The 23,739-nt window shown below is 73.4% G+C and carries 23 protein-coding genes and 1 tRNA gene; 16 read left to right on the forward strand and 8 right to left on the reverse strand.

Annotation, left to right across the window (positions count from 1 at the left end):
- Positions 1 to 3: 3 nt before the first annotated feature.
- Positions 4 to 510: a hypothetical protein gene (locus AC4OXY_RS21010; RefSeq protein WP_356037673.1), complete on the forward strand. Its 507-nt coding sequence runs from the start codon at positions 4 to 6 to the stop codon at positions 508 to 510.
- A 203-nt stretch (positions 511 to 713) separates the two neighbouring features.
- Here AC4OXY_RS21010 and AC4OXY_RS21015 read toward each other — a convergent pair whose 3' ends face one another.
- Complete coding sequence (locus AC4OXY_RS21015) at positions 714 to 1,604, reverse strand: spermidine synthase (protein WP_402066212.1); 891 nt, start codon at positions 1,602 to 1,604, stop codon at positions 714 to 716.
- Between the two features lie 34 nt (positions 1,605 to 1,638).
- On the reverse strand, positions 1,639 to 2,043 hold the full coding sequence (locus tag AC4OXY_RS21020; RefSeq protein ID WP_356037671.1) for a hypothetical protein: 405 nt from the start codon (positions 2,041 to 2,043) through the stop codon (positions 1,639 to 1,641).
- A gap of 209 nt (positions 2,044 to 2,252) precedes the next feature.
- Between AC4OXY_RS21020 and AC4OXY_RS21025 the strand changes: the two genes are divergently transcribed.
- Positions 2,253 to 3,761, forward strand: a complete 1,509-nt coding sequence (locus AC4OXY_RS21025; protein ID WP_491994426.1) for an NsdA family TPR-like regulatory protein — start codon at positions 2,253 to 2,255, stop codon at positions 3,759 to 3,761.
- 17 nt (positions 3,762 to 3,778) lie between these two features.
- Here the strand turns inward: AC4OXY_RS21025 and AC4OXY_RS21030 are convergent, their stop codons facing one another.
- Complete coding sequence (locus AC4OXY_RS21030) at positions 3,779 to 4,375, reverse strand: histidine phosphatase family protein (RefSeq protein ID WP_376285911.1); 597 nt, start codon at positions 4,373 to 4,375, stop codon at positions 3,779 to 3,781.
- A gap of 246 nt (positions 4,376 to 4,621) precedes the next feature.
- Between AC4OXY_RS21030 and AC4OXY_RS21035 the strand changes: the two genes are divergently transcribed.
- From AC4OXY_RS21035 to AC4OXY_RS21065, 7 genes are all read left to right on the forward strand, one after another.
- Positions 4,622 to 5,563 (forward strand): phosphatase PAP2 family protein, encoded by a 942-nt coding sequence (locus AC4OXY_RS21035; RefSeq protein ID WP_491994427.1) that lies wholly within the window; start codon positions 4,622 to 4,624, stop codon positions 5,561 to 5,563.
- Positions 5,544 to 6,767, forward strand: coding sequence for a hypothetical protein (locus AC4OXY_RS21040; RefSeq protein ID WP_356037715.1), 1,224 nt, complete (start codon positions 5,544 to 5,546; stop codon positions 6,765 to 6,767). The genes AC4OXY_RS21035 and AC4OXY_RS21040 overlap by 20 nt, the downstream gene beginning before the upstream one ends.
- Complete coding sequence (locus AC4OXY_RS21045) at positions 6,758 to 8,347, forward strand: hypothetical protein (RefSeq protein WP_356037661.1); 1,590 nt, start codon at positions 6,758 to 6,760, stop codon at positions 8,345 to 8,347. The genes AC4OXY_RS21040 and AC4OXY_RS21045 overlap by 10 nt, the downstream gene beginning before the upstream one ends.
- Positions 8,344 to 9,705, forward strand: coding sequence for an AAA domain-containing protein (locus tag AC4OXY_RS21050; protein WP_491994428.1), 1,362 nt, complete (start codon positions 8,344 to 8,346; stop codon positions 9,703 to 9,705). The genes AC4OXY_RS21045 and AC4OXY_RS21050 overlap by 4 nt, the downstream gene beginning before the upstream one ends.
- Before the next feature lie 272 nt (positions 9,706 to 9,977).
- The gene (locus tag AC4OXY_RS21055; protein WP_402066201.1) at positions 9,978 to 10,346 is read left to right on the forward strand and encodes a DUF8844 domain-containing protein; all 369 of its coding nucleotides are present in this window, start codon (positions 9,978 to 9,980) and stop codon (positions 10,344 to 10,346) included.
- A 107-nt stretch (positions 10,347 to 10,453) separates the two neighbouring features.
- On the forward strand, positions 10,454 to 11,086 hold the full coding sequence (locus AC4OXY_RS21060; RefSeq protein WP_376285926.1) for a bifunctional DNA primase/polymerase: 633 nt from the start codon (positions 10,454 to 10,456) through the stop codon (positions 11,084 to 11,086).
- Positions 11,077 to 11,150: transfer RNA gene (locus tag AC4OXY_RS21065), tRNA-Lys, on the forward strand. The genes AC4OXY_RS21060 and AC4OXY_RS21065 overlap by 10 nt, the downstream gene beginning before the upstream one ends.
- Before the next feature lie 99 nt (positions 11,151 to 11,249).
- Here AC4OXY_RS21065 and AC4OXY_RS21070 read toward each other — a convergent pair.
- Entirely contained in the window at positions 11,250 to 12,503 is a 1,254-nt protein-coding gene (locus tag AC4OXY_RS21070; protein WP_491994429.1) for a M6 family metalloprotease domain-containing protein, read from the reverse strand.
- 332 nt (positions 12,504 to 12,835) lie between these two features.
- On the opposite strand from AC4OXY_RS21070, the gene AC4OXY_RS21075 reads away from it, so the two are divergent.
- Positions 12,836 to 14,665: a putative bifunctional diguanylate cyclase/phosphodiesterase gene (locus tag AC4OXY_RS21075; protein ID WP_356038923.1), complete on the forward strand. Its 1,830-nt coding sequence runs from the start codon at positions 12,836 to 12,838 to the stop codon at positions 14,663 to 14,665.
- Positions 14,666 to 14,710: 45 nt separating this feature from the next.
- On the opposite strand, the gene AC4OXY_RS21080 is transcribed toward AC4OXY_RS21075, so the two are convergent.
- From AC4OXY_RS21080 to AC4OXY_RS21090, 3 genes are all read right to left on the reverse strand, one after another.
- Positions 14,711 to 15,808, reverse strand: a complete 1,098-nt coding sequence (locus tag AC4OXY_RS21080; protein WP_356038925.1) for an LLM class flavin-dependent oxidoreductase — start codon at positions 15,806 to 15,808, stop codon at positions 14,711 to 14,713.
- Positions 15,809 to 15,933: 125 nt separating this feature from the next.
- Positions 15,934 to 16,665: a maleate cis-trans isomerase family protein gene (locus tag AC4OXY_RS21085; protein ID WP_491994430.1), complete on the reverse strand. Its 732-nt coding sequence runs from the start codon at positions 16,663 to 16,665 to the stop codon at positions 15,934 to 15,936.
- Between the two features lie 53 nt (positions 16,666 to 16,718).
- Positions 16,719 to 17,513, reverse strand: a complete 795-nt coding sequence (locus AC4OXY_RS21090) for a maleate cis-trans isomerase family protein (protein WP_356038930.1) — start codon at positions 17,511 to 17,513, stop codon at positions 16,719 to 16,721.
- A gap of 174 nt (positions 17,514 to 17,687) precedes the next feature.
- Here AC4OXY_RS21090 and AC4OXY_RS21095 point away from each other — a divergent pair, with 174 nt between their 5' ends.
- Both AC4OXY_RS21095 and AC4OXY_RS21100 read left to right on the forward strand, forming a co-directional pair.
- The gene (locus AC4OXY_RS21095) at positions 17,688 to 18,647 is read left to right on the forward strand and encodes a D-2-hydroxyacid dehydrogenase (RefSeq protein ID WP_362821242.1); all 960 of its coding nucleotides are present in this window, start codon (positions 17,688 to 17,690) and stop codon (positions 18,645 to 18,647) included.
- 16 nt (positions 18,648 to 18,663) lie between these two features.
- Positions 18,664 to 20,070: an amidase gene (locus AC4OXY_RS21100; protein WP_356038935.1), complete on the forward strand. Its 1,407-nt coding sequence runs from the start codon at positions 18,664 to 18,666 to the stop codon at positions 20,068 to 20,070.
- On the opposite strand, the gene AC4OXY_RS21105 is transcribed toward AC4OXY_RS21100, so the two are convergent.
- Positions 20,051 to 20,545 carry a DUF3830 family protein gene (locus tag AC4OXY_RS21105; RefSeq protein WP_356038937.1) on the reverse strand — a complete coding sequence of 165 codons (495 nt, stop codon included), beginning with the start codon at positions 20,543 to 20,545 and terminating at the stop codon, positions 20,051 to 20,053. The two genes, AC4OXY_RS21100 and AC4OXY_RS21105, sit on opposite strands and share 20 nt — an antisense overlap.
- A gap of 46 nt (positions 20,546 to 20,591) precedes the next feature.
- On the opposite strand from AC4OXY_RS21105, the gene ehuB reads away from it, so the two are divergent.
- From ehuB to ehuA, 4 genes are read left to right on the forward strand one after another with little or no spacing between them, the layout of a single operon-like run.
- Positions 20,592 to 21,518: an ectoine/hydroxyectoine ABC transporter substrate-binding protein EhuB gene (gene ehuB, locus AC4OXY_RS21110; protein WP_356038940.1), complete on the forward strand. Its 927-nt coding sequence runs from the start codon at positions 20,592 to 20,594 to the stop codon at positions 21,516 to 21,518.
- Positions 21,515 to 22,234, forward strand: a complete 720-nt coding sequence (gene ehuC / locus AC4OXY_RS21115; RefSeq protein ID WP_362821243.1) for an ectoine/hydroxyectoine ABC transporter permease subunit EhuC — start codon at positions 21,515 to 21,517, stop codon at positions 22,232 to 22,234. The genes ehuB and ehuC overlap by 4 nt, the downstream gene beginning before the upstream one ends.
- A complete protein-coding gene (ehuD, locus tag AC4OXY_RS21120) occupies positions 22,231 to 22,881 on the forward strand; it encodes an ectoine/hydroxyectoine ABC transporter permease subunit EhuD (protein ID WP_356038945.1) in 651 nt (216 codons plus the stop codon). The genes ehuC and ehuD overlap by 4 nt, the downstream gene beginning before the upstream one ends.
- A complete protein-coding gene (ehuA, locus tag AC4OXY_RS21125) occupies positions 22,871 to 23,653 on the forward strand; it encodes an ectoine/hydroxyectoine ABC transporter ATP-binding protein EhuA (RefSeq protein WP_356038948.1) in 783 nt (260 codons plus the stop codon). The genes ehuD and ehuA overlap by 11 nt, the downstream gene beginning before the upstream one ends.
- The last annotated feature ends 86 nt before the right edge of the window (positions 23,654 to 23,739 follow it).

Genomic DNA, 23,739 nt, shown 5'->3' on the forward strand with positions numbered 1-23,739 from the left:
GCGATGCGCAAAGGACTCGTACCGGTGATGGCGTGGCTGCTCGCGACGGGAGCGGCGGTCACGCTGTCGTGGTGGGGTGTGCACACGGTCATGGCGGGGACGGCCTACGACCCGCCGCGCGCCCTGCCGATCACGGCGGCCGACGCGCGGGACCGGTCCTCGACGCCCGCGCCCCCGCCGCCGTCCGCCTCCGCCGGCCCTGTGCGCACCCCCTCACCGAGCCCGACGCCGCCCCCCGCCCGGACCCCGGTCCGCACTCCTGGCCCATCCGCCTCCGCGACCGCCTCCGGCCAGGTCAGGGCGTACGACACCGGCGGCGGCCGGGCGGTGTTCGACCTGGGCGCGGCGGACGCCACGCTCGTCTCGGCGACGCCGGGGACCGGCTGGTCGATGCAGGTGTGGAAGACCGACACCTGGATCCGGGTGGAGTTCAGCCGGGGCACGGACCGCGTGTCGGTGTTCTGCACCTGGCACGACGGGCCGCCGCATGTCGAGGTCGGGAACTACTAGGGGGTGCCGTTTGGATCGGGCCGCCCGTGATGAACAGTGCGGGCCGGCCGACCCGAGCGGGGTCGTGGGGCCCCTCCCGTTCGAGCAAAGCCGAGAGTGGGGGAGTCGGCGAGTGACGACGACGCCGCTGGGGGTGCCCCCTCTGGGGGAGCGCGTGCCAGACCCCGCGACGCCGGGATGATCCAAACGACACCCCCTGGCCCTCAGCGGAAGACGGAGGGCGGTGGCGCCGGGGAGGCCACGGCCGCCGCGTCCGTCACGGGTACGGCCCCGCCGGTGAAGTCGGTGAGCGGCTTGCCGTGTTCGACGCGGGCGGGGTGCGGGTCGGAGGCGGCGCGCCGGGTGAGTTCGGCGAGCGGGAGCGGGGCGTTCGAGGCCACGAGGATCGCGTTGCCGAAGCGCTTGCCGCGCAGGACGGCCGCGTCGGCGATCAGCGCGAGTTCGGCGAACCGGGCGGCGGCGGTGGCGATCTGGCCGCGCAGATGCGCGAGCGGCGGGCCGTCGGCGAGGTTCGCGGCGTAGACCCCGAAGGGCCCCAGCGCCCGGCGGACCTCGTCCAGGAACTCGGTGGAGGTGAGGTGGGCCGGGGTGCGGGCGCCGCTGAACACGTCGGCGATGATCAAGTCCGCCCAGCCGTCGGGGACTTTGGCGAGTCCCACGCGCGCGTCCGCCGAACGGACCCTGATCCGGGCGCCCTGGTCCAGCGGCAGTTCCCGGCGCACCAGTTGCACCAGGCTCGCGTCCCGCTCGACGACCTGCTGGGTGGCGCGGGGCCGGGTGGCGGCGACGTACCGGGCGAGGGTGAACGCGCCGCCGCCGAGGTGCACCGCCTGTACGGGCTTGCCGGGCGGGGCGACGAGGTCGATGACATGGCCGAGGCGGCGCTGGTACTCGAAGGAGAGGTACGCGGGGTCGTCCAGGTCGACGTGCGACTGCGGGGCGCCGTCGATCAGCAGCGTCCAGGCCCGGCCGCGGTCGGGGTCCGGGACCAGCTCGGCGAGCCCGCCGTCGACCGCCTCCACCACGGGCTGTGCGGCGGCCGGCCTGCGCCGCCCGGTGTGCCCCGTGTCTCTCGTACTCCTCGACCTGCCCACCGGCCCATTTTCGCAGGTGCCGGGGCCGGGTGCCTCACCGGCAGCTGTCGGCCGCCTCGATCAGCCGGGCGGCCTCGCCGAGCGCCTCGCGCAGCACCACCGGGTCGGTGGCGAGGTCGGCACCGCCGGGCGGCAGCAGCCAGTCGGAGCCCTCCACCGGCGGCTCGGGGGCCAGGCGCATACCGCGCCCGTCGGTCCCGGTGCAGGTGCTGCCCGGCACGTCCCAGCAGGCCGCGGTGCCGGCCGGGACCAGGAAGCCGAGAGTGTCGCAGCCGCCGTCGTGGAGCACGGGCCCCATCGCGTCGCCGGAGCCGCGCCGCAGGATGTCGACCGCCTCCAGCCCCTGCCGGGCGGGCACCGTCACGAGGTCGCACACCGCCTCGTCAGCCGCGCCCGACGGCGACGACGTACACGGTTCGTTGCTCTGGCTGGTCTCCATGCCGGCCTCCACCACACAGCACTGTTGCGGTCCAACCTTTCCAACGCGCGAGGGCGTCAACGGCTACGGCGCAAGTGCGCCGCAAAGGATGGCACTTCATGGCAGATCGTGGATGAGATATCCGGTTTGTAGCTAAACACCGCGTGGCGGGTCCGTCACAGCAGGTACGTTCATGCCCGGTTCGACGGTTCGCACGAGAGGACCCGGCCATGGCGTCGTCAACCGTGACCTCGTCACAGTCCGAACGGCCACCACGGCCCAACCTCGCCTTCCGGCAGTTGCGCGGCAGGCGCTCACCGGCCGAGTTCGCGGCGCTCGTACGGCGTGCCGCGCGCGAGATCGGTGAGCGGGTGAGCTGTGACGCGCGGTACATCGGCAGGGTCGAGGCGGGTGAGATCCGCTGCCCGAACTACGCGTACGAGCGGGTGTTCCTGCACATGTTCCCCGGCCGCACGCTCACCGACCTCGGCTTCGCGCCGCGTTCGTCCGTGCGCGGGCGGGCGGCGCGCCCCGCCGCGGACGGGCTCGGTGAGTCGCGGGCGGCCTCCGGGCCGTATGACACGCAGGACCCGCACGACGCGTGCGACCCGCAGGACCAGCACGACCGGCACGACCCGCACCACCCGTACGACCCGCACGAGCCGTATGACCCGCGCGAGCCGTACGAGAACCACCACCTGAACCACGAGGAGAGCGACGTGCTGCGTCGCGCATTCATGACCGGCGGCGGCGCCACGATGGCCGCCGTCACGCTGGCCCCGCTGGGGCTCGCCCCGGACGCCGCGGCCGCCGTCAGACGCCCCGGGCGCGCCGGAACGACCGAGGCGACCGCCCTGGAGGAGGCCGTCCGCCGCATCCGGCTGCTCGACGACCGGCACGGCGCGGACGGCCTCTACCGGCGCGCGGCGGCTCCGCTGCGCGCCGCATACGCGCTGCTGGACGCCGGCGCGACCCGGCAGACGACCGCCGACCGGCTGCACTCGGGCGCCGGTGAACTCGCCATCTCCGTGGGCTGGTTGGCCCATGACTCGGGCCGCTTCGAGGATGCCCGCTCGCACTACGCGGAGGCGTTGGCCACGGCCCGGATGACCGGGGACCCGGCCCTGGAGGCGCACGCCTTCTGCAACACCGCGTTCCTCGCGCGGGACGCCGGCCGGCCCCGGGAGGCGGTCCGCGCGGCCCAGGCCGCCCAGCGCGCCGCCCGCCCGCTCGGCTCCGCCCGGCTGATGTCCCTGCTGGCCCTGCGCGAGGCGGGCGGCTGGGCGGGGCTCGCCGACCGCACCGGCTGCGAGCAGGCGCTCGTGCGGGCCCAGACCCTCTTCATCCGCGGCCGCTCGGACGCCGACCCCGAGTGGATGAGCTTCTACGGCGAGGCCGAGCTGGAGGGACTGGAGGCGCAGTGCTGGTCCACGCTGGGCGACTGGCGGCGCGCGTCACGGCACGCGTACCGCGCGACCGAGTTGCAGGATCCTCACTTCAGCCGGAACATCGCGCTCTACACCGCCGAACTGGCCGACGATCTCGCCCGTGAGGGGCGGCCGGACGAGGCCGCCGCCGCCGGGATGCGGGTGCTCTCCCTGCTGGACCAGGTCCAGTCCTCACGGATCCAGAGCATGCTGGCGGGTACGGCACGGGTGCTGCTGCCGCACCGGCGGGCGTCCGGGGTGTCCGAGTTCCTGGACCGGCACGCCTGCGTGCCGAGGCCGGGGCGGGTCTGACCGGGCTCGGGACGGACTCAGGGCGCCAGGTGGCCCACGTCGTTCCAGCTGTGGACGGCCGGCTCCCCGTACGCCCAGCCCAGGACCGACAGCGACGTCGGGTTCAGCCGCAGGCGGGCGCCGAAGGCCAGCGGAAGGCCCAGCCAGCGGGCGCCTATGGAGCGCAGGATGTGGCCGTGGGCGAAGATCAGGACGTCGCGGTCGGCCGAGCGCGCCCACGAGACCACCTCGTCCGCGCGCGCGGTGACCTCCGCGAGGGTCTCGCCCTCCGGAACGCCGTCCCGCCAGATCAGCCAGTCCGGCCGCCCGGCGTGGATCTCGGCGGGGGTCAGTCCCTCGTAGGCGCCGTAGTCCCACTCCATGAGCGTGTCCCAGTCGGTGGCGCGGTCGCCGAAGCCGGCCAGATCGCACGTCTCACGCGCGCGTACCAGCGGACTGGTGCGCACCTCCACGTCCGGCAGCCCGTCCAGCGGGGCGCTGTGCAGGCGCTCACCGAGCAGCTTGGCGCCGCGCCGGCCCTCCTCCAGCAGCGGTACGTCCGTCCGGCCCGTGTGTTTGCCGGACAGTGACCATGCGGTCTGTCCGTGCCGGGCCAGCAGGATGCGCGGTGCCATGGGAGACCTTTCCGGATGCGAAGGGGACCCCTCCATCATCGCTCACCCCGTGCCGGGGCAACCCCGCGGGCGATCTCGGCGTCTTCGAGGTCTGAGTGCCCGCGAGGGCGCGTCGCCCGGGCGAACGCTCGGGCCCCTCCTGAGCGGAGAGGGCGCGCCCGCGGGGGCGACGGACGAACACCGTAAAGTGGCACGGTCGCCCTGCGGGGCGCGGGCCGCACAGCACGACAAGGGGGAGGGCGATCCATGCCGACCGAGACACCGAGCACCGGGGCGGCCCCGCCCACCCGGCTGCGCTGGTGGACCGAGCTGCCGCTGATCCTCCTGGTCTACGGCTGCTACTCGGCGGGCCGCCTGCTCGTGCGCGGTGACGTCGCCTCCGCCGTGGACCACGGCCTGGCGATCCTGCGCATCGAGGACACCCTGCACCTCAACGCCGAGCACCCGCTCAACCGGCTCTTCACACGCGAGCCCTGGCTCGGCGTACCGGCGGACTTCTGGTACGCCTCGCTGCACTACCTGATCACACCCGCGATCCTGATCTGGCTGTTCAGGGCCCGCTCCGAGCACTACCGGCGGGCCCGCACCTGGCTGATGACGTCCACGTTCATCGGCTTGATCGGCTTCACGCTGCTGCCGACCTGCCCGCCCCGGCTGCTCGCCGCCGGGCACGGTTTCGTGGACACCATGGCGCACTACAGCTCCTACGGCTGGTGGGGCGGCGACGCCAGCGCGCCGCGCGGGCTGGGCGGGATGACCAACCAGTACGCGGCGATGCCGAGCCTGCACGTCGGCTGGGCGCTGTGGTGCGGGGTGATGCTGTGGCGGCACAGCGGCACGCGCGTGGCGAGGATCCTCGGTGTCGCCTACCCGCTGGGCACCGCGCTGGTGGTCATGGGCACCGCCAACCACTATCTGCTGGACGCGGTCGCGGGCGTCGCCGTGATGGGCGTCGGACACCTGCTGGCGCCGCGTGTGACGCGGGTCCTGGACCGGCTCCGGACCCGCCTGTTCCCGCGCCTCGCACCGGTCGCCGACACCACGGTTTCCCCGATTGTCAGTGGCGGATGCCAGACTTCCGCGGGTGAGCGAATTCCACGGCAGCGCGAGTCTCGGCTCGACGCCGGGGCCGAACCCGACACGTCCCCCAGCGACGAGGGCGAAGGGGCTGCGGCATCGGCTCGCTGAGCTGCGCGGTCCCGACGTACCGGCCAAGGCCCTGGACGCCCGTGCCCTCGCGGCGCTCGCCGCGAACCCCGGGTGCCGCAGACGGGCGATCCTGGACGGCGCCGGGGTGGACAAGGCGCGGCTGGCGAGCGCGCTCGGTGCGCCGTCCGGTTTCGGGCAGTCGCAGTTCGCGCTGACGCGGGGCAACGCGTTCGAGGCGCGGGTGAAGGCGGACGGCGGCGCCGAGCTGCTGCGCCTGGCGCACGCCCGCCTCGACCCGGACGCCGCGCCGCCCGAGGGCGCCGCCGTGCCCGACCTGACCGCGCACGGCCCCGAGGGGCGTACGGCGCGTACGGCACTGGCGCTGCGGGAGGCCACACGCGCGGGTGGCTGGACGCTGCTGGACCATCCGATGCTGGCGCTGGACGTGGCGGGTTCGCTCGCCTTCCTGGAGCCGGACGCGGTGGTGGTGCACCCCGACGGCAGCTGGTCGGTGGTGGAGATCAAGTCCTTCCCGATGCTGGACGGCGCGGCGGACCCGGCGAAGGTCGGCGCGGCGGCCCGCCAGGCGGCGGTGTACGTGCTGGCCCTGGAGGAGGTGGCCGGGCGCCTCGGCGCGGAGCCGGAGGGGCGCGCCGGTGCCGGGGAGGCGAGCGCGCAGGACAGCGCTCCGGCCCCGCGCGTGCGGCACCGGGTGCTGCTGGTGTGCCCGAAGGACTTCTCCAACCTGGCGGCCGGATCGGCCGTGGACGTGCGCAGGCAGCGCGCCGTCACCGCGCGCCAGCTGGCCCGGCTCACCCGGATCGAGGAGATCGCCGACGCCCTGCCCGAGGGCGCGTGCTTCGCGCCCGACCGCAGTGCCGGGGAGCTGACGGCGGCCGTGGCGGCGGTCCCGGCGACGTACGCGCCGGAGTGCCTGTCCGCGTGCGAACTGGCCTTCCACTGCCGGGACCGCGCGCGTGCGGCGGGCGCCGTCACCCGCCTCGGCCGGCCGTTGCGCGCCGAACTGGGCGGTCTGGCCACGGTCGAGGACGTCCTCGCGGCGGCCCGGGGCGAGCGGGGCGACCCGGACGACCCGGCGGTCGCGGCCCTGCGCCGGGCCGCCGCTCTGCGCGCCGAGGCACTGGCCGGCGCGCCGGGTGTGCGCGCCGCGGCGCCGGAGGGGGTGGCGGGTGTGCCGGGCGGGCGCGTCGGCTCGCCGGAGGAGGTGACCGCGTGTCGCTGATCACGACCCTGGCCCGGTTCGAGGCCGTCGACAGCGGCCGGGCCCAGCCCGTCGCGACCGTCCGGCACCGGCATCTGTCCGCGCGCCCGCTGGTGTTCGTGCCGCTCACCACCGCCGGTGAGACCGGCGCCCCGCTGGGCGCGCTGGTCGGCACCGACCGGGACGCGCCCCGCCTGCTGGTCGTGCCGCAGCCCCGCGACCGCGACCTGCGCTTCGGCTTCCTCGCCGACCTGGCCGACGTCGTGCTGCCGTACATCGACGCCCACGCGGAGCCCGTGGAGGCGGCCGAGCGCACCGAGACCGACCCGGAGACCGGCAAGCGGGTCAAGGTCGAGGTGGAGCTGTGCGCGGACGCGCCCCAGCTGATCGTGCCGAGCCGCGCGGGACTGGACTTCGTCCGGCTGCTGGGCCGCTCGACGCGCTTTCGCCGCACGGCCGAGCAGGACCCCGAGGCGCCCCATCCGGCGCCGCCGCGCATTCCGTTGCTGGGCCGCTGGCTGACCCACTACGGCGAGCGGGCCCGCGTCCCCGGCTCCTCGCTGCTGCTCGCCCTCACCGACGTGCTCTCGCGGCACTGGGCCACCGGCCAGTCCAGCCTGGAGGACCAGCATCTGGGCGCGCTGCTCGCCTGGATCGACCCGCCCGAGGGCATCTCGGGCGCGCAGGCCGCGCGCGCGGCCGAGCTGGCCCGGGACGCCGACGGCCAGCTGCTCTGCCCGCCGGCCGGTCCGGCCACCGACCCGGCGTTCGACAACAAGCTGCTGGCCCCGGCGATCGAGCGCTACGACCGCGCGCGTGCCGCGCTCGCCGCCGCCGAGGACGCCGTGACCGCCGACGACCGGCTGGCCGCGCTCACGGCGGCCGAGCGGGAGATCCGCGACCTGGTGGCCGGCCGTACCCGGCCGACCTGGGACGCGGTGTGGCGGGGCCTGGACCTGCTGCGGCAGCTGCCCCAGGGCGCGTACGCCGAGGAGCGCTGGACCCGGGACCGCTGGTCGTTCACGGGCCACCGGGACCGGGTGCTGGCGGGCGAGCCCCCGCAGCCGCGCCGGGACGACGCGGTGACGGCGGCGAACAAACTGGCCACGCGCGAGCGTGAGCAGGCCCGGCTGGAGGCGCAGGAGGCGCTGGACGACCCGCTGGTGATGGCGGGGCGGCGGCTGGCCGGGGAGGCGTTCGCGGGCGAGGTGATCGATGTCGTCATGGCGTACAGCGAGGGCAGACGGCCGAGCCCGCGCCCGCTGGTGACGGTCCGCACGGACGACCGGCCGCAGACGGCCGAGCGGGCGAAGGTGTACCGCTCGCTGGGCGGCAGGCCGCAGTCGGCGGAGGTGGTCGGGCAGGAGGCCGACGGAGTGCTGGTCCTGCGGGTGCTGGACAAGATGGGCCGCGGCAAGGAGCCGGAGCCCGGTTCGGTGCCGGAGAAGGGCGACCGGATCTGCTTCACGCTGTTCGAGCACGAGCAGCGCGGCGGCGCGAAGCTGCCCGACCCGGAGCAGACCCCGTGGACGCACGGCGGCCCGCCGGGCGAGCCCGCGCCGGAGGCCCCTGACGCCGTGACCGAGGAGGACGTCCTGTGAGTCCCGCGCATCCGCATCCCGCGCCGGCGGTCGGCTTCGACCCCGGAGCCGCTGCCGCCCGCGCCACCGACGCGATCCTGCGCGACACCCTGCACGGCACCGAGCGGGGCGTGGTCGTGGACTCCCCGCCGGGTGCCGGCAAGTCCACGCTGGTGGTCCGCGCGGCCCTCGAACTGGCCGACGCCGGGCGCCCGTTGATGGTGGTGGCCCAGACGAACGCCCAGGTGGACGACCTGGTCCTGCGGCTCGCCGAGAAGAACCCGGAGCTGCCCGTCGGCCGCCTCCACAGCAGCGACGCGGACGCGTACGACGCGGCGCTGGACGAGCTGCCCCAGGTCCGCACCTCGGCGAAGGCGGCCGACCTGAAGGACCTGCCCGTCGTCCTGTCCACGGCCGCGAAGTGGGCGCACGTCACGGTGGACGAGCCGTGGCGGCACGCGATCGTGGACGAGGCGTACCAGATGCGCTCGGACTCGCTGCTGGCCGTGGCCGGGCTGTTCGAGCGGGCGCTGTTCGTGGGCGACCCGGGCCAGCTGGACCCGTTCGCGATCGTCGGCAGCGAGCAGTGGGCGGGCCTGTCGTACGACCCCTCGGCCTCCGCCGTCAGCACGCTCCTGGCGCACAACCCGGCCCTGCCGCAGCACCGCCTGCCGGTGTCCTGGCGGCTCCCGGCCTCGGCGGCCCCGCTGGTCTCGGACGCGTTCTATCCGTACACCCCGTTCCGCAGCGGCACGGACCACGGCGACCGCGCCCTGGCCTTCGCCGTCCCGTCCGACGGCTCCGGCCCGGACCGGGTGATCGACGAGGCGGCGCGCTCCGGCTGGGGCCTGCTGGAGCTGCCCGCCCGGCACACTCCGCGCACGGATCCGGAGGCGGTCCGCGCGGTGGCGGCGGTGGTCCGCCGGCTGCTGGACCGCGGCGGCGCGGCCACCTCCGAGCGCTCCCCGGACCCTTCCCCCCTCACTCCCGACCGCGTCGCCGTCGGCACGGCCCACCGCGACCAGGCGGCGGCGGTCCGCGCGGCGCTCGCCGAGCTGGGTGCAGCGGACGTGACGGTCGACACGGCCAACCGGCTCCAGGGCCGCGAGTACGACGTCACGGTCGTCCTGCACCCGCTGTCCGGCCGCCCCGACGCCACGGCCTTCCACCTGGAGACCGGCCGCCTGTGCGTCCTCGCCTCCCGGCACCGCCACGCCTGCATCGTGGTCTGCCGCGCCGGCGTGGGCGACCTCCTCGACGACTACCCCTCCACGGAACCGGTCCAGCTGGGCACGCTGGTGAAGTTCCCGGACGGCTGGGAGGCGAACCACACGATCCTGGCCCACCTCGCCGAACACCGGGTGAGCTGGCGCCCATGACCGAGCCCTCCCCCGCACGAACCACCCGCCGGACGGAGTCCGGCACGCCGCCGGAGGCGGCCGATGGTCACAGCCCCGGACGGCTGGGAGGCGAACCACACGATCCTGGCCCACCCCGCCGAACACCGGGTGAGCTGGCGCCCATGACCGAACCCTCCCCCGCACGAACGGCCGTAGGTCACCCGGGAGGGGCTCTTGCGAAGGCGCGGGACAATGGACGGTGGCCCACCCGTAGGTGGTGCCCAGCGAACCGTACGAGGAGGAGACAAGACATGGCGGAGCCCACGCCGCGTCGTGACGAACCGCGGCTACGCCCCGCGCCCCTGCTCTTCGAGCCCGTGGAGGCGGCCTCCGATCCCGAGCACTTCTTCGATCTGGAGTCGATCGAGGATCCGCGGGCGCTGCTGGCCCGGGCGACGGAGCTGACCCAGGCGTTCCGCGCGGCCGCCGACCGGGCGATGGAGTTCCAGGCCGTCGCGGCGGCCCAGCTCGCCGACCCGCGTCGCTTCGACCGGCTGACCCCGGCCGACATCGCCGAGCGCGCGGAGTGGACCGAGGACTACGCGAAGCGGATGGTCGAGTTCGGCCGGGACCTGCTGCGGGGCGACAGCGAGGGGCAGACGACCCCCGACCCCGTGTGACCGTCGTCCCCGTGTGACCGTCGACACCGTCAACCCGGTGCGTCAACGCGATACGTCAACCCGTCTGGCATATGCCAGGCGGGCAAGATACTCCTCCCCCACCCCCGTTGTCCCGGTTTTCGGCAACTCAGAAGAACGGCCCGCTCACCCCCGGTACACCTGGCGGTATGAGCAGCACACCGAACGTCACCCGAGTCACCGCCGACGGCGTCGCCTGGCTCGCTTCGACAGGGACATATCCCCGGAGCACGCTCGCCCACTGGCAGGAGCACCCCGACGCCCCGGTCGTCCTGCCCTGCGGCACCGCCTTCGACGTGGTGAGCGCCCCCGCGGTCTTCGGGCGCCGGATGCTGGACCAGCTGTGGGACGAGGGTCCGGGCTCGGGCCCGGTCGCGATGTTCCGGGGCCGCATGCTGCTGTTCTCCACCCCGGGCACGGCCCAGCGGCTGCCCTCGCTGCTGGCCTGGGAGGAGTGGGGCTCGCACCGTACGCAGGCGGTCCCGCCGCTGCTGTGCCACGGCACCGGCGACGCGGTGACCGTCCCCGCCCCGTACGGCGACGCCCCCGTCGCAGGCGAGTCGCGCTGGCTGGTGGCGCCGGACCAACGGCACCCGTGGCTGCCGGGGCCCGAGGTGGTGCTCTGGGCGGCTGTACGAGCCGCCCGCGCTGCGGTGCGGATATCGATTTTTCCTCCCGCCGACCAGGGTGCTAAGGTCTACGACGTCAGCAGGCGCCGCTAGCTCAGTTGGTTAGAGCAGCTGACTCTTAATCAGCGGGTCCGGGGTTCGAGTCCCTGGCGGCGCACGCGCGTGAAGAACGGCGGGTCCGATTCGAAGGAATCGGACCCGCCGTTCTCGTATGTACACGCCTCTCGTACGTACCTTCTTCGACGGCGCACGGCGCTCAGCCCTCGTCCTTCAGCCGCGGCGTGATCCGCACCGTCCACGCCCCCGACGCCGTCCGGTCCTCGGCCTCCACCTGCACACCGTCCCCGGGCACGGTGAAGCTCTCACCGAGGGCGACCGGGGCGTCGGCGAGGGGCGGATAGACCGAGTTCTCCCAGCAGGCCTCGGTGTGCGGGTGGGCGTCCACGACCTGCACCGGGCCGCCACCGGACTGCGCGCCGCTTTTGACGCGGTACACCAGGACGCCCTGCCTGCACGCGGCCCGGTCGCTGCCGGCCGCGCTGCGCACCTCGAAGGCGAGGGCGCTGTCGGCGCCGGTGCGGACGACCGCCAGCTTCACCCCGTGCCCGAGCCCGAAGGCCGGGGCGCCCGCCGTGTCCCGCACCGGGACGCCGGGGCCGGCCTCCAGCGGCTCCAGGGTCAGCCGGGTCGGCCGCACACCGCGCACGCACACCACCTGGCGCGGATCCAGCCAGCCCAGTTTCCACTTGTGCCACGCGAACAGGTCGGGCGCGAGACCGAACTGACTGCCCATCAGATCCCAGTCGCCGACGTAGGTGTCCCAGTCGCCCTTGCCGTCGACCGGGCGGTGGTAGAGGTCGGGCAGGTCGAAGACATGGCCGGTCTCGTGGGCGAGGACCAGCCGGTCCGGCGGGTGTCTCTCGAAGACCGTGACGACCCGGCGGACGTCCGTGCCGTCCACGTGGATCGGCGTGTCGAGGTTCACGACCTTCGTGGCGTCCGAGTCGACGCCGGGCGCGTCCGGGTCGGCGACCAGGTACACGACCTGGTAGCGGGAGAAGTCGACCTCCCGGTCGGCCGCCGCGAACGCGTCCCGCAGGTAGGCGCCGCGGTCCTCGGCGCTCCAGTCGCGCTTCATGGCGTACGCCGTGGACGGCTTCGGCATGCGCAGCCAGTGCTTCAGCGGGTGCGGGCGCAGGGTGAAGCGGCCGTAGGAGGCCTGCTCGTAGTAGCGGCTGGTGGCCGGGAAGTGATCGGCCGCCAGCTGGGCGGGGGTCACGCGGGGGGTGGCGTCCGGGAAGGAGAGGAAGACCAGGACGGCGTCGAGGGCGCCGGTCGGGTGGGTGTAGTCCGGGTTCCAGGCGTCCAGGCCCTCCGAGTGGTGGTCGTCGGTGCGGTGCAGGGCGCAGGGGGTGGTGGAGAAGGGCTCGGCGGCCGAGGGGCTGCCGAGGATCGAGGTGGCGGCGAGCGCCGACAGCGTGGTGCACACGGCGGCGGTGCTGCGCAGCATGGGCACGGACGTGACCTCCGGACGCGATTCAGGGACCCGCCCTCCAGATTGGCGCCGTTTATTGCGCCATGCCCTGTTTGCCTGCACCGGAAGGGTGAGCGCGCCCCGCCGCGCACCGGCGCACCCCGGCGCTCGACACCCCGCATCACTCACGGAACGTCACAACTGGTCGGCGGCTTGAAGAACCCGCCCAGGTGCGGGCAGAAACGATCTGTCAGAACCCTTGCTCGATCCGGGACACTGGAGAGTGGCTGGAAGGGCCCGGGGCCAGCCTCTATGATCGGCACACTTTCCGGCACGGACAGAGATCGAGTGCACTGCGGGAGCGAGCGGTGAGCGGAACGTCCGAAGGGCCGACGCCCGCGGCAGACCTCGACCGGTCAGCCGTTACAGACAGTGATCACACCTTCTATCACCGTGTCTTCGCGGCGGCCCCGCTCGCCATGGCCGTCGTGGACCGCGCGGGACTCGTCGTCCGCGCCAACGCGGCTTTCGGGGAGCTCCTCGGCATGTCCGCGGACACCCCCCTCACCGGCCGGGTCGCCGCCGATCTGGTGGACCTGGCCTCGGACGCCCGCAGTTGGCACGCCTACCGCGAGGTCCTGCGCGGCCGGCAGGCCCGGCTGCGCTGCACCCGCCGGCTCAAACACCCCGAGGGGCACTCGGTGTGGGTGCAGGTCACCGTGTCGCCGCTCGCGGGCGACGCCCCCTCGGCGCCGTGCACGGGTGCGGAGCCCGGGGTGCTGCTGTCGGTCGCGGACATCAGCGCCCGCCGTGAACTCCAGGCGCGGCTGCGGCACTTGCAGATGCACGACCCGGTGACCCGGCTGCCCAACCGGACGCTGTTCTTCGAGCGCCTCTCGGGCGCGCTGGAGGCGGAGTCGTACGAGCAGAGCGGCACCGGGCGGATCGGCCTGTGCTATCTGGACCTCGACGGCTTCAAGGCCGTCAACGACACCCTCGGCCACCGCGTCGGCGACCGGCTGCTCGCGGCCGTCGCCGAGCGGCTGACCCGGGTCGCCGACGAGGCGGGGTACGCCCGCGCCGCCACCCCCCTGGTGGCCCGGCTCGGCGGTGACGAGTTCGCGCTGCTGGTCGAGGACTCCACCGGCACCGAACAGCTCGCCGATCTCGCCGAGTCGGCGCTGAAGGCCCTGGAGGACCCCTTCGACCTGGCCGGACAGCGGCTGTCGCTGACCGCGTCCATCGGGGTGGTGGAGCGCCACGCGGCGGGGACGACGGCCACCGGTCTCATGCAGGCGGCGGACACGACCCTGTACTGGGCGAAGGCCGACGGCAAGGGCCGCTGGACCCTGTTCGACCCCGAGCGCAACGCGCACCGGATGACCCGGCAGGCCCTGTCCTCGACCCTGCGCCCCGCCATCGAGCGCGGTGAGTTCGCCCTCGAATACCAGCCGTTGGTCGGCATGGAGGACGGCCGGCTGTCCGGGGTCGAGGCGCTGGTGCGCTGGCATCACCCGCAGTTCGGCACGCTGACGCCGAATCGGTTCATCGGACTGGCCGAGGAGGACGGCTCGATCGTCCAGCTCGGCCGCTGGGCGCTGAACACCGCCTGCCGGCAGGCCCGCCGCTGGCAGCTGGACCACCCCGGCGAGCCGCCCATCTTCGTCAGCGTCAACGTGGCCGTACGGCAGGTGTGGGACTCCGACCTGGTCGCCGACGTGGCGCAGGTGCTCGCCGAGACCGGGCTCGCGCCGCATCTGCTCCAGCTGGAGCTGACCGAGTCGGCGGTGATGGGCTCGGCGGGCCGTCCGCTCCAGGCCCTCCAGGCGCTCAGCGACATGGGCGTGCGCATCGCCATCGACGACTTCGGCACCGGTTACTCCAACCTCGCCTACCTCAGCCGGCTGCCGGTCTCCACGCTGAAGCTGGACGGCTCCTTCGTGCGCGGCTTCCAGTACGAGGGCGACCAGAAGGCGATCGCGCCCAACCCGGCGGACGAGGTCATCGTCGAGGCGATGATCCAGCTGGCCCACCGGCTCGGGATCACCGTGACCGCCGAGTGCGTGGAGACCTCCGCGCAGGCCACCCGGCTGCGCCGGATCGGCTGCGACACCGGGCAGGGCTGGCTGTACTCCCGCCCGGTGCCGCCGGATCGTATCTCCGAGCTGCTCGGCACCGACGTCTGCCCGAGGCCCTGACCGGCGCGGCCGGCCCGGCCGTCCCGCGCCGTCGCGACCGCGGCGTCAGGCCTTCGGCAGTCCATAGGCGTCGGCGATCAACTCGTAGGAACGCAGCCGCAGTTCGCCGCGGTGGGCGTGGGAGACGAGCATCAGCTCGTCGGCACCGGTGCGCTTGTGGAGGTCGTCCAGGCCGGAGCGGACCTCGTCGGCGGTGCCGTGCACGATGTTGGCCGTCCAGGACCCGATGAACTCCTCCTCCATCGGGCTGAACTCGTGCTTCTCGGCCTCGGCCGGGTCGGGGAAGAGACCGGGGCGGCCGGTGCGCAGCCGGAGCATGTTCAGGGCCATCGCCCGGGTCTGGCGGCGGGCCTCGCGCGGGTCGTCCGTGGCGAGCGTGGACACGCCGATGAGGGCGTACGGCTCGTCGAGGACCGCGGAGGGCCGGAAGGTCTCGCGGTACAGGTCGAGGGCCGGGATCGTGTTCTGCGCGGAGAAGTGGTGCGCGAAGGCGAAGGGCAGGCCCAGCATCGCGGCGAGGCGCGCGCTGAAGCCGGAGGAGCCGAGCAGCCAGACCGGCGGCCGGTGCGGGGACTGGACACCGCCGGGGCTGGTGGCCTGGATCGGGCCCGGGATGGCGTGGATACGGCCGTACGGATGCCCGTCGGGGAAGTCGTCGTCCAGGAAGCGGGTCAGCTCGGCGAGCTGCTGCGGGAAGTCGTCGGCGCCCTCGGCCAGGGTGTCGGTGCGGCGCAGGGCGGCGGCGGTGGCGCCGTCCGTGCCCGGCGCCCGGCCGAGGCCCAGGTCGATGCGGCCCGGGGCCATCGCCTCCAGCGTGCCGAACTGCTCGGCGATCACGAGCGGCGCGTGGTTGGGCAGCATGACGCCGCCCGAGCCGAGCCGGATGCGCTCGGTGTGGGCGGCGAGGTGGGCGAGGATCACCGCGGGCGAGGAGGAGGCGACGCCGGGCATGGAGTGGTGCTCGGCGACCCAGTACCGGTGGAATCCGCGGGCCTCCGTGAACTTCGCCAGCGCGACACTGGTGCGCAGGGCGTCCCCGGCGGTACTGCCCGCGCCGACGGTCACCAGGTCCAGTACGGAGAGGGGGACGGGGGCGGTGCCGCGTGTCGTGCCCCGGATCTCGTCTGCCTCGTCTGCCGACACGGTGTGGCCTCCTGTGGTGTGGCGTGCGCTGTGCGTCCGCCGGATAACAGGAGGCACTCTCCGTTTATTCCGGCCGCCGTGCCGCCCTCCCGTGCCGCCCTCTCGCGCCGCCCCTCCTTCCGGACTCAGACCTGGATGATCGGCTCCCGCGTGAACAGGGTCCCGAGCCTCGGCGCGTTCACCCGCCGGTCCGCCAGCCGCAGCCCCTCCCACACGGTCACCTGGTTGGCCGTGAGCACCGGCTTGCCCAGCTCCTTCTCCAGCCGCGGCAGATACGCGGCCGTGTGCAGGGCCGTGTCCGGGAGCAGGACCGCCTGCGCGCCGGCGCCGTCCGCCGCGCGGGCCAGCGCCAGCACCTCCTCCTCCCCCCACGTGCCGACCTCGGCCGCCGTGACGATCCCGGACGGGCGCACCGCGGTCACCTCCAGACCACCGGCCCGCAGGAAGTCCGCGAACAGCCCGGCCACGTCCTCCGGGTAGGTCGCGCCGACGGCGACCCGCCGTACCCCGATCTCCTGGGCCGCGTGCACGAAGGCGAACGACGTCGACGAGGCGGGCATGCCGGCCACCTGCGCGAGGGCGCGCACCTGGTCGCGGGCGCCGTCCCAGCCGTGCACGAAGCTGCCGCTGGTGCACGCCCACACCACCGTCTCCGCGCCCGTCAGCCGCAGCTGGGCCATCCCCGCCGCGAGCCGCTCCCGCGAGCCCATCTCGCGCAGCGCGTCCACCCGGTGCGCGTCCTCACCGATGTCGGTGTGGACCAGGTCCAGCCGGACGTCGCTGCCGAGGAGCTGCTCGATGCGCGGGTAGTCGTCCTCGCCGGAGTGGCCCGGGTAGAGGAATCCGAGTGCGGTCATGTCCGTCCTTTTCCGTGTCGCTGATTCCGGATTCCCGATTCCTGACTCCGGCCTCAGTATTCCTGCGTCTCTTCCGGCAGTACCGGCGGTACGGGCGGCGGCCACACCCGCGCCGACTCGTCGAGCAGCGCCTGATAGGGCCCCACCGCTCGGGTACCCAGCCTGCGCAGCGCCGCCCACATCGTGACCTGGTTGGCCGACAGCACCGGGATGCGCAGCTCGGCCTCCAGCTGGGGGATCACGTCGTACGTCGGCAGGTTGGTGCAGGAGATGAACAGCGCGTCGGCCCGGCCGGGGCGGACCGCCTGCCGGGCCATGGCGACCACGTCCCGGTACGGCACCCGCCAGATCTCCCGGGTCAGCCCCATGAAGGCGCACCCGGTGACCTGCACCCCGCCCTCGGCGATGAACTCCTCCAGCACCCGGGTGACGGACACCGTGTACGGCGTGACCAGCGCGACCCGGCGCACGTCCAGCTCGGCGAGCGCCTCCAGCAGCGCCCCGGACGTCGTCACCGAGGGCGGGGCGCCGGCGAGGCTCATCGCCGCGCACATCGCCCGCTCCCCGGCGACCCCGCCGACGAAGCTGCCCGAGGTGCAGGCGTAGGCGACGACCTCGGGGGCGACGGCGGTCAGCGCGCGGACCGCGTCACCGAGGGTCTCGTGCTCGCTGACCAGCCGGGCCAGGTCCAGGCTCACCTCGACCGGTACGAACGGCGTGCGGGTCAGATGCAGCGACACCTCGTCGGGCACCCAGCGCCACAGCTCTCGGTCGAGGGCGAAGTCAAAAGGGGCGACGACCCCCACGCCGCGCTGCGGACAGGGTCCGCCCAGAAAGGAAACGTCCATGGCAGGCTCCGGCCTCATGACAAGTGGACGAGTGGAAGCGAACAGCAGCGGGCGAGCGGGCAACGGATCGCGAGTACGCCCGTGTTGACGAAGGTAGGTTCGGGTGCGAGCGTGGTCAATCCGCGCATGATGCGCGGAGAATCCGTGCACGTCAGACGCCCGGAGCCGCCCCGTATGACGACGCTTCCCACGCGCCCCACGCTGCTCGTCCTGGACGCCGAGCCCCTCCCGCGCCTCGGCCGCCTCACCGGTCGCGCCCGTGTCGTGCACACCGGCGCGGACCGGCTGGCCGAGCGGCTGCCGCAGGCGGACGTGCTGCTGGTCTGGGACTTCACCTCGCACGCGGTCCGCGAGGCCTGGCCGGGTGAGGGGCCCCGGCCGCGCTGGGTGCACACGGCGAGCGCGGGCGTGGAGCATCTGATGTGCCCGGAGCTGGCCGCGTCCGACACGGTCGTGACCAACGCGCGCGGGATCTTCGACCAGCCGATCGCCGAGTACGTGGCGGCGCTGGTGCTGGCCGTGGCCAAGGATCTGCCGCGCACCCTGGAGCACCAGCGGGAGCGGGCCTGGCGGCACCGGGAGAGCCGGCGGGTGGCGGGCACGCGCGCGTGCGTGGTCGGCTCGGGCCCGATCGGCCGGGCGATCGTACGGACCCTGAAGGCGCTCGGCGTGACGACGGCGCTGGTCGGGCGGACCCCGCGGACCGGCATCCACGGCCCGGCCGACCTGGACCGGCTGGTCTCGCGCGCGGACTGGGTGATCGCGGCCGCGCCGCTCACCGAGCAGACGCACCACATGTTCGACGCCCACCGCTTCGGCGTGATGCAGCCGTCCGCGTTCTTCGTGAACGTGGGCCGCGGCGGGCTGGTGGACGAGGACGCCCTCGCCCACGCCCTGACCCGGCGCTGGATCGCGGGCGCGGCCCTCGACGTGTTCACGACCGAGCCCCTCCCCGAGGACAGCCCGCTGTGGGGCCTGCCGGGGCTGATCGTCTCCCCGCACATGAGCGGCGACACGATCGGCTGGCGCGACGAACTCGGCAAGCAGTTCGTGGAGTTGTACGAGCGGTGGGCCGCGGGCAGATCACTGGTGAACGTGGTCGACAAGAAACGCGGCTACGTCCCCGGTCACTGAACCACCAGGAGGGTGCATGCAGCTCACCGACCTGACCGCCGTCCAGCTCCTCGACGGATACCGCAAGGGCGAGTTCGGCCCCGTGGAGGCGACCGAACAGGCGCTGGACCGGGCCCGGCGGATCCAGCCGGAGGTGAACGCGTTCGTCCGGCTCACCGAGGAGGACGCGCTCGCGCGGGCCCGGGAGTCGCAGGCGCGCTGGCGGCGCGGTGAGCCGGCGGGGCTGCTCGACGGGGTCCCGGTGACGGTCAAGGACATCCTCCTGCTGCGCGGCCACCCGACCCTGCGCGGCTCCTCGACCCTCTCCGAGCAGGGCAGCTGGAGCGAGGACGCCCCCTCGGTGGCCCGGCTGCGCGAGCACGGCGCGGTGTTCGTCGGCAAGACCACGACCCCCGAGTTCGGCTGGAAGGGCGTGACGGACTCCCCGCTGTCCGGGATCACCCGCAACCCGCACGACCCGTCGCGGACCGCCGGCGGCTCCAGCGGCGGCAGCGCGGCCGCCGTCGCGCTCGGCGCGGGCCCGCTGTCACTGGGCACGGACGGCGGCGGCAGCATCCGGATCCCGGCCGCGTTCTGCGGGATCTTCGGGCTGAAGCCGACCTACGGCAGGGTGCCGCTGTATCCGGCGAGCGCGTTCGGCACGCTGTCGCACGTGGGCCCGATGACCCGGGACGCGGCCGACGCGGCGCTGCTGCTGGACGTGATCGCCGCCCCCGACCCGCGCGACTGGTCGGCCCTGCCGCCCGCCCCGGGCTCCTTCACGAAAGGCCTGGCCGCAGGGGTGCGCGGCCTGCGGGTGGCGTACTCCCCGTCGCTGGGCGGCCAGGTGGCGGTCGCTCCGCAGGTCGCGGCGGCGGTCCGGCGGACGGTGGCCCGGCTCGCCGACCTCGGTGCGTACGTCGAGGAGACCGACCCCGACCTCAGCGACCCGGTGGAGGCGTTCCACACCCTGTGGTTCAGCGGCGCGGCCCGGCTCACCGAGCGTTTCTCCCCGCGCAAGCGGCAGCTGCTGGATCCCGGCCTGCGCGAGATCTGCGTCCAGGGCGCCCGGTGCAGCGCGCTGGACTACCTGGCCGCGGTGGACGTCCGCATGGACCTCGGGCGGCGCATGGGGCGCTTCCACGAGACGTACGACCTGCTGGTGACGCCGACGCTGCCGGTCACGGCGTTCGAGGCGGGCGAGGAGGTGCCGAAGGGGTCGGCGCACCGCCGCTGGACCGGCTGGACCCCCTTCACCTACCCCTTCAACCTGACCCAGCAGCCCGCCGCGACCGTCCCGGTGGGCACGGACGGGGCCGGGCTGCCGGTGGGGATGCAGCTCGTCGCGGCCCGGCACCGGGACGACCTGGTGCTGCGGGCCGCGCACGCGCTGTACGAAGCGGGGATCGTCTCGTCCGCGACCGTCACGCCCGCCGGAAGCTGAGCGTCTCCCCCGCCGCGCCCGTCCGCCACAGGTCGTTGCAGGCCTCGGCCATCCGGTCGAGGCCGTCGGTCACCTGGCCCCAGACGATTCCCGGCACCCAGCCCACGTCCCCGTTGAGCAGCAGGTTGTTGCGCTCGTAGAACAGGGCCAGGTCGACGACGGTGCTGCCGGGGCGGACCTCGCGGTCGTAGCCGTACGCCTTCGTGCCCAGCTCGGCGCCCGCGAAGGAGAAGTAACAGAGATCGCCGGGAATCGGGGTGACGGTCGGGTTCTCCAGTGGGGGTTCCGTGGAGGCGAACGGCGGGAAGAGGGCGTAGATCTCGTTGCGCGCGTACTTGGCGTGGTAGACGTCGCCGGACAGCGGCAGCGCCTCCCACACCGCCTCGCAGGTCAGCGGCGCGCGGTCGGTCAGAAGGCGGGCCGTGCAGTGCAGGTCCCGCTTGTCGAGTGAGACGGTGACGAATCGATCGGCCATGAAACCAGGGTGCATAGCCCGGATGCGCTTGGGTAGCCGCGCCGCCATGGCTCCACCACTTGGGAACGACGTACACACATTCCGGTCTGTACGCAGACACAGCCGGCGGTCCGTGCTCGGCGGTCTCGGCTCTCTCGCCGCCCTCGGGGCGCTGGGGACCGCCGGGTGCACGCGGGTGGCCTCGGCGTCGGACAAGCCAGGGGGTGACCTGCTCGAACGGCTCCGCGCGCAGGGGGTCGTCCGGCTCGGGATCGCCGGGGAGATCCCCTTCGGGTACATCGACGAGAACGGCCATCTCACGGGTGAGGCACCCGAGTTGGCGAAGGTCGTCTTCAAGCGGCTCGGGGTCCACCGGGTGCAGCCGGTGCCGACGGAGTTCGGCTCGCTGATCCCGGGGCTCAACTCCCAGCAGTTCGACGTCGTCGCGGCCGGGATGTACGTCAACCCGGAGCGCTGCCAGCAGGTGATCTTCGCCGACCCGGACTACCAGATGCTGGACTCCTTCATCGTGCGCAAGGGCAACCCGCTCGGGCTGCACTCCTACAAGGACGTCGTCGCGAAGAAGGCCAGGTTCGCCACCGGCACCGGGTACGCCGAGATCGAGTACGCCGTCGGGGCCGGGTACAAACAGGGCGACATCCTCATCGTCCCGGACCAGGTCGCCGGGCTGAACGCGGTGGAGGCCGGCCGCGTCGACGTCTTCGCCGGTACGGCGCTCACCACCCGCGAAGTGGTGAAGAAGTCGGCCAAGGCGGAGGCGACCGCGCCCTTCGCACCGCTGGTCAAGGGCAAGCCGCACGTCGACGGCGGCGCCTTCGCGTTCCGGCCGACCGAGACGGCCCTGCGGGACGCGTTCAACGTCGAGCTGCACAAGCTGAAGTCGAGCGGGGAGCTGTTCCGGATACTTCGGCCCTTCGGCTTCACCAAGGCCGAGATGACCGGCCTCACCGCGAAGGAGCTGTGCGGCGGATGACCTCGGGACTGTGGGAACTCGTACTGAAGGGCGTCTGGACCACGATCCAGCTGCTGGTGTTCAGCGCCCTGCTGGCCACCGCCGTGTCCTTCGTCGTCGGCGTCGCGCGCACGCACCGCAGCCGGCTCGTGCGCTTCGTCGCCGGCTTCTACACCGAGGTCTTCCGCGGCACCTCGGCGCTCGTGATGATCTTCTGGGTGTTCTTCGTGCTGCCCATCGCGTTCGGCTGGCAGCTGGTGCCGATGTGGGCGGGCACGCTGGCGCTCGGGATGACGTACGGCGCGTACGGCTCGGAGATCGTGCGCGGCGCGCTGAACGCGGTCGACCCGGCGCAGAAGGAGGGCGGGGTGGCCCTCAGCTTCACGCCCTGGCAGCGCCTTCGGCTGATCGAGCTGCCGCAGGCGGTGCCGGAGATGATCCCGTCCTTCTGCAATCTGCTGATCGAGCTGCTCAAGGGCACCGCGCTGGTGTCGGTCATGGGCATGGGCGATCTGACGTTCAGCGCGAACCTGGTGCGGCTCGCGTTGCAGCAGAGCGCGGAGATCTACACGTACGTGCTGCTGATCTACTTCGCGATCGCCTTCGTGCTGACGCGGCTGATGCGGGCACTGGAGAAGAAGCTGAAGGCCGGCATCGGCAGGGACGCGGGGACCGCGTCGGCGGCGCGTGAGCTGAAGCGCGCGCAGACGACCGGAGTGGGGGGTGGTGTCGCATGAAGTGGGACTGGAACGCCGTGAGCGACTTCATGCCGGAGTTCTGGCACGGGCTGCTCGTCACCCTGCAGATCCTGGTCCTCGGCTCGCTGCTGTCGTTCACGCTCGGCCTGGTGTGGACGCTGCTGATGCGGACGCCGACCCGGTGGGTGCGCTGGCCGGTCGGGGTGGTCACGGAGTTCGTGCGCAACACCCCGCTGCTGGTGCAGCTGTTCTTCCTGTTCTACGTGCTGCCCGAGTGGGGCCTGACCTTCTCGGCACTGGCCACCGGCGTGTTCGCGATCGGCCTGCACTACTCGACGTACACGATGCAGGTCTACCGGGCCGGCATCGAGGCCGTGCCGGTCGGCCAGTGGGAGGCCGCGACGGCGCTGAACCTGCCCCGGCGGCGGACCTGGACCGCGGTGATCCTGCCGCAGGCGATCCGCCGGGTGATCCCCGCGCTCGGCAACTACGTGATCTCCATGCTGAAGGACACCCCGATGCTGATGGTGATCACCGTGCTGGAGATGCTCGGCCGGGCCCGGCTCTTCTCCCAGCAGCACTTCCAGTTCACCGAGCCCCTCACCGTGATCGGTGTGGCCTTCATCCTCATCTCCTTCCCGGCCTCCCTGCTGCTGCGAGCTCTGGAGCGACGCCTTGTCCGTTGAACCCCATACGAAGTCCACTGTCGCCGAGAGCGTGCCGGGCGAGCTGGTCCGGCTGGAGAAGGTCACCAAGCGCTTCGGCTCGAACACCGTCCTCGACGGGCTGGACTTCTCCGTCCGGCCCGGCAAGCACGTGACCCTGATCGGCCCCTCCGGCTCCGGCAAGACCACGATCCTGCGGCTGCTGATGACCCTCACCAAGCCGGACGAGGGCACGATCACCGTCGACGGGGAGCAGCTCTTCCCCGCACCGGAGAAGCAGATCCGCGAGGTCCGCAAGAAGATCGGGATGGTCTTCCAGCACTTCAACCTCTTCCCGAACATGAGCGTGCTGCGGAACATCACCGAGGCGCCGGTGCAGGTCCTCGGCCTGTCCGCGGACGAGGCCGAGGCGCGGGCCCGGGAGCTGCTGGAGCTGGTGGGGCTCGCCGACAAGTGCGACGCGAAGCCGACCCGGCTGTCCGGCGGGCAGCAGCAGCGGGTGGCGATCGCCCGCGCGCTGGCGATGCGGCCGCGGGTGCTGCTGCTCGACGAGGTGACCTCCGCGCTCGACCCGGAGCTGGTCGCGGGCGTCCTGGACCTGCTCAGGGACATCGCGCGCAGCACCGACATCACGATGCTCTGCGTGACCCACGAGATGGGTTTCGCCCGGGACATCTCCGACCAGGTCCTGATGTTCGACGGCGGCCGGGTCATCGAGTCGGGCCCGCCGGAGCAGATCTTCAGCGACCCGGAGCAGGAGCGCACCCGGGAGTTCCTCGGCGCGGTGCTGTGATAGTGCCTCTGGCATATGCCAGAGGGTTGGTACCCCAGTTGGGAGAGGGCACGGGCGAGAACGGTGCACACCACAATCTCGCCAAC

It is taken from the genome of Streptomyces sp. HUAS MG56 (assembly GCF_058673395.1).

Bases quoted from the DNA above. Each gene is read 5' to 3' on its own strand.
- AC4OXY_RS21010 (WP_356037673.1), top strand. From the start codon at position 4: ATGCGCAAAGGACTCGTACCGGTGATGGCGTGGCTGCTCGCGACGGGA.
- AC4OXY_RS21020 (WP_356037671.1), bottom strand. From the start codon at position 2,043: ATGGAGACCAGCCAGAGCAACGAACCGTGTACGTCGTCGCCGTCGGGC.
- AC4OXY_RS21025 (WP_491994426.1), top strand. From the start codon at position 2,253: ATGGCGTCGTCAACCGTGACCTCGTCACAGTCCGAACGGCCACCACGG.
- AC4OXY_RS21030 (WP_376285911.1), bottom strand. From the start codon at position 4,375: ATGGCACCGCGCATCCTGCTGGCCCGGCACGGACAGACCGCATGGTCA.
- AC4OXY_RS21035 (WP_491994427.1), top strand. From the start codon at position 4,622: ATGCCGACCGAGACACCGAGCACCGGGGCGGCCCCGCCCACCCGGCTG.
- AC4OXY_RS21055 (WP_402066201.1), top strand. From the start codon at position 9,978: ATGGCGGAGCCCACGCCGCGTCGTGACGAACCGCGGCTACGCCCCGCG.
- AC4OXY_RS21070 (WP_491994429.1), bottom strand. From the start codon at position 12,503: ATGCTGCGCAGCACCGCCGCCGTGTGCACCACGCTGTCGGCGCTCGCC.
- AC4OXY_RS21085 (WP_491994430.1), bottom strand. From the start codon at position 16,665: ATGACCGCACTCGGATTCCTCTACCCGGGCCACTCCGGCGAGGACGAC.
- AC4OXY_RS21090 (WP_356038930.1), bottom strand. From the start codon at position 17,513: ATGGACGTTTCCTTTCTGGGCGGACCCTGTCCGCAGCGCGGCGTGGGG.
- AC4OXY_RS21095 (WP_362821242.1), top strand. From the start codon at position 17,688: ATGACGACGCTTCCCACGCGCCCCACGCTGCTCGTCCTGGACGCCGAG.
- AC4OXY_RS21100 (WP_356038935.1), top strand. From the start codon at position 18,664: ATGCAGCTCACCGACCTGACCGCCGTCCAGCTCCTCGACGGATACCGC.
- AC4OXY_RS21105 (WP_356038937.1), bottom strand. From the start codon at position 20,545: ATGGCCGATCGATTCGTCACCGTCTCACTCGACAAGCGGGACCTGCAC.
- ehuB (WP_356038940.1), top strand. From the start codon at position 20,592: ATGGCTCCACCACTTGGGAACGACGTACACACATTCCGGTCTGTACGC.
- ehuC (WP_362821243.1), top strand. From the start codon at position 21,515: ATGACCTCGGGACTGTGGGAACTCGTACTGAAGGGCGTCTGGACCACG.
- ehuD (WP_356038945.1), top strand. From the start codon at position 22,231: ATGAAGTGGGACTGGAACGCCGTGAGCGACTTCATGCCGGAGTTCTGG.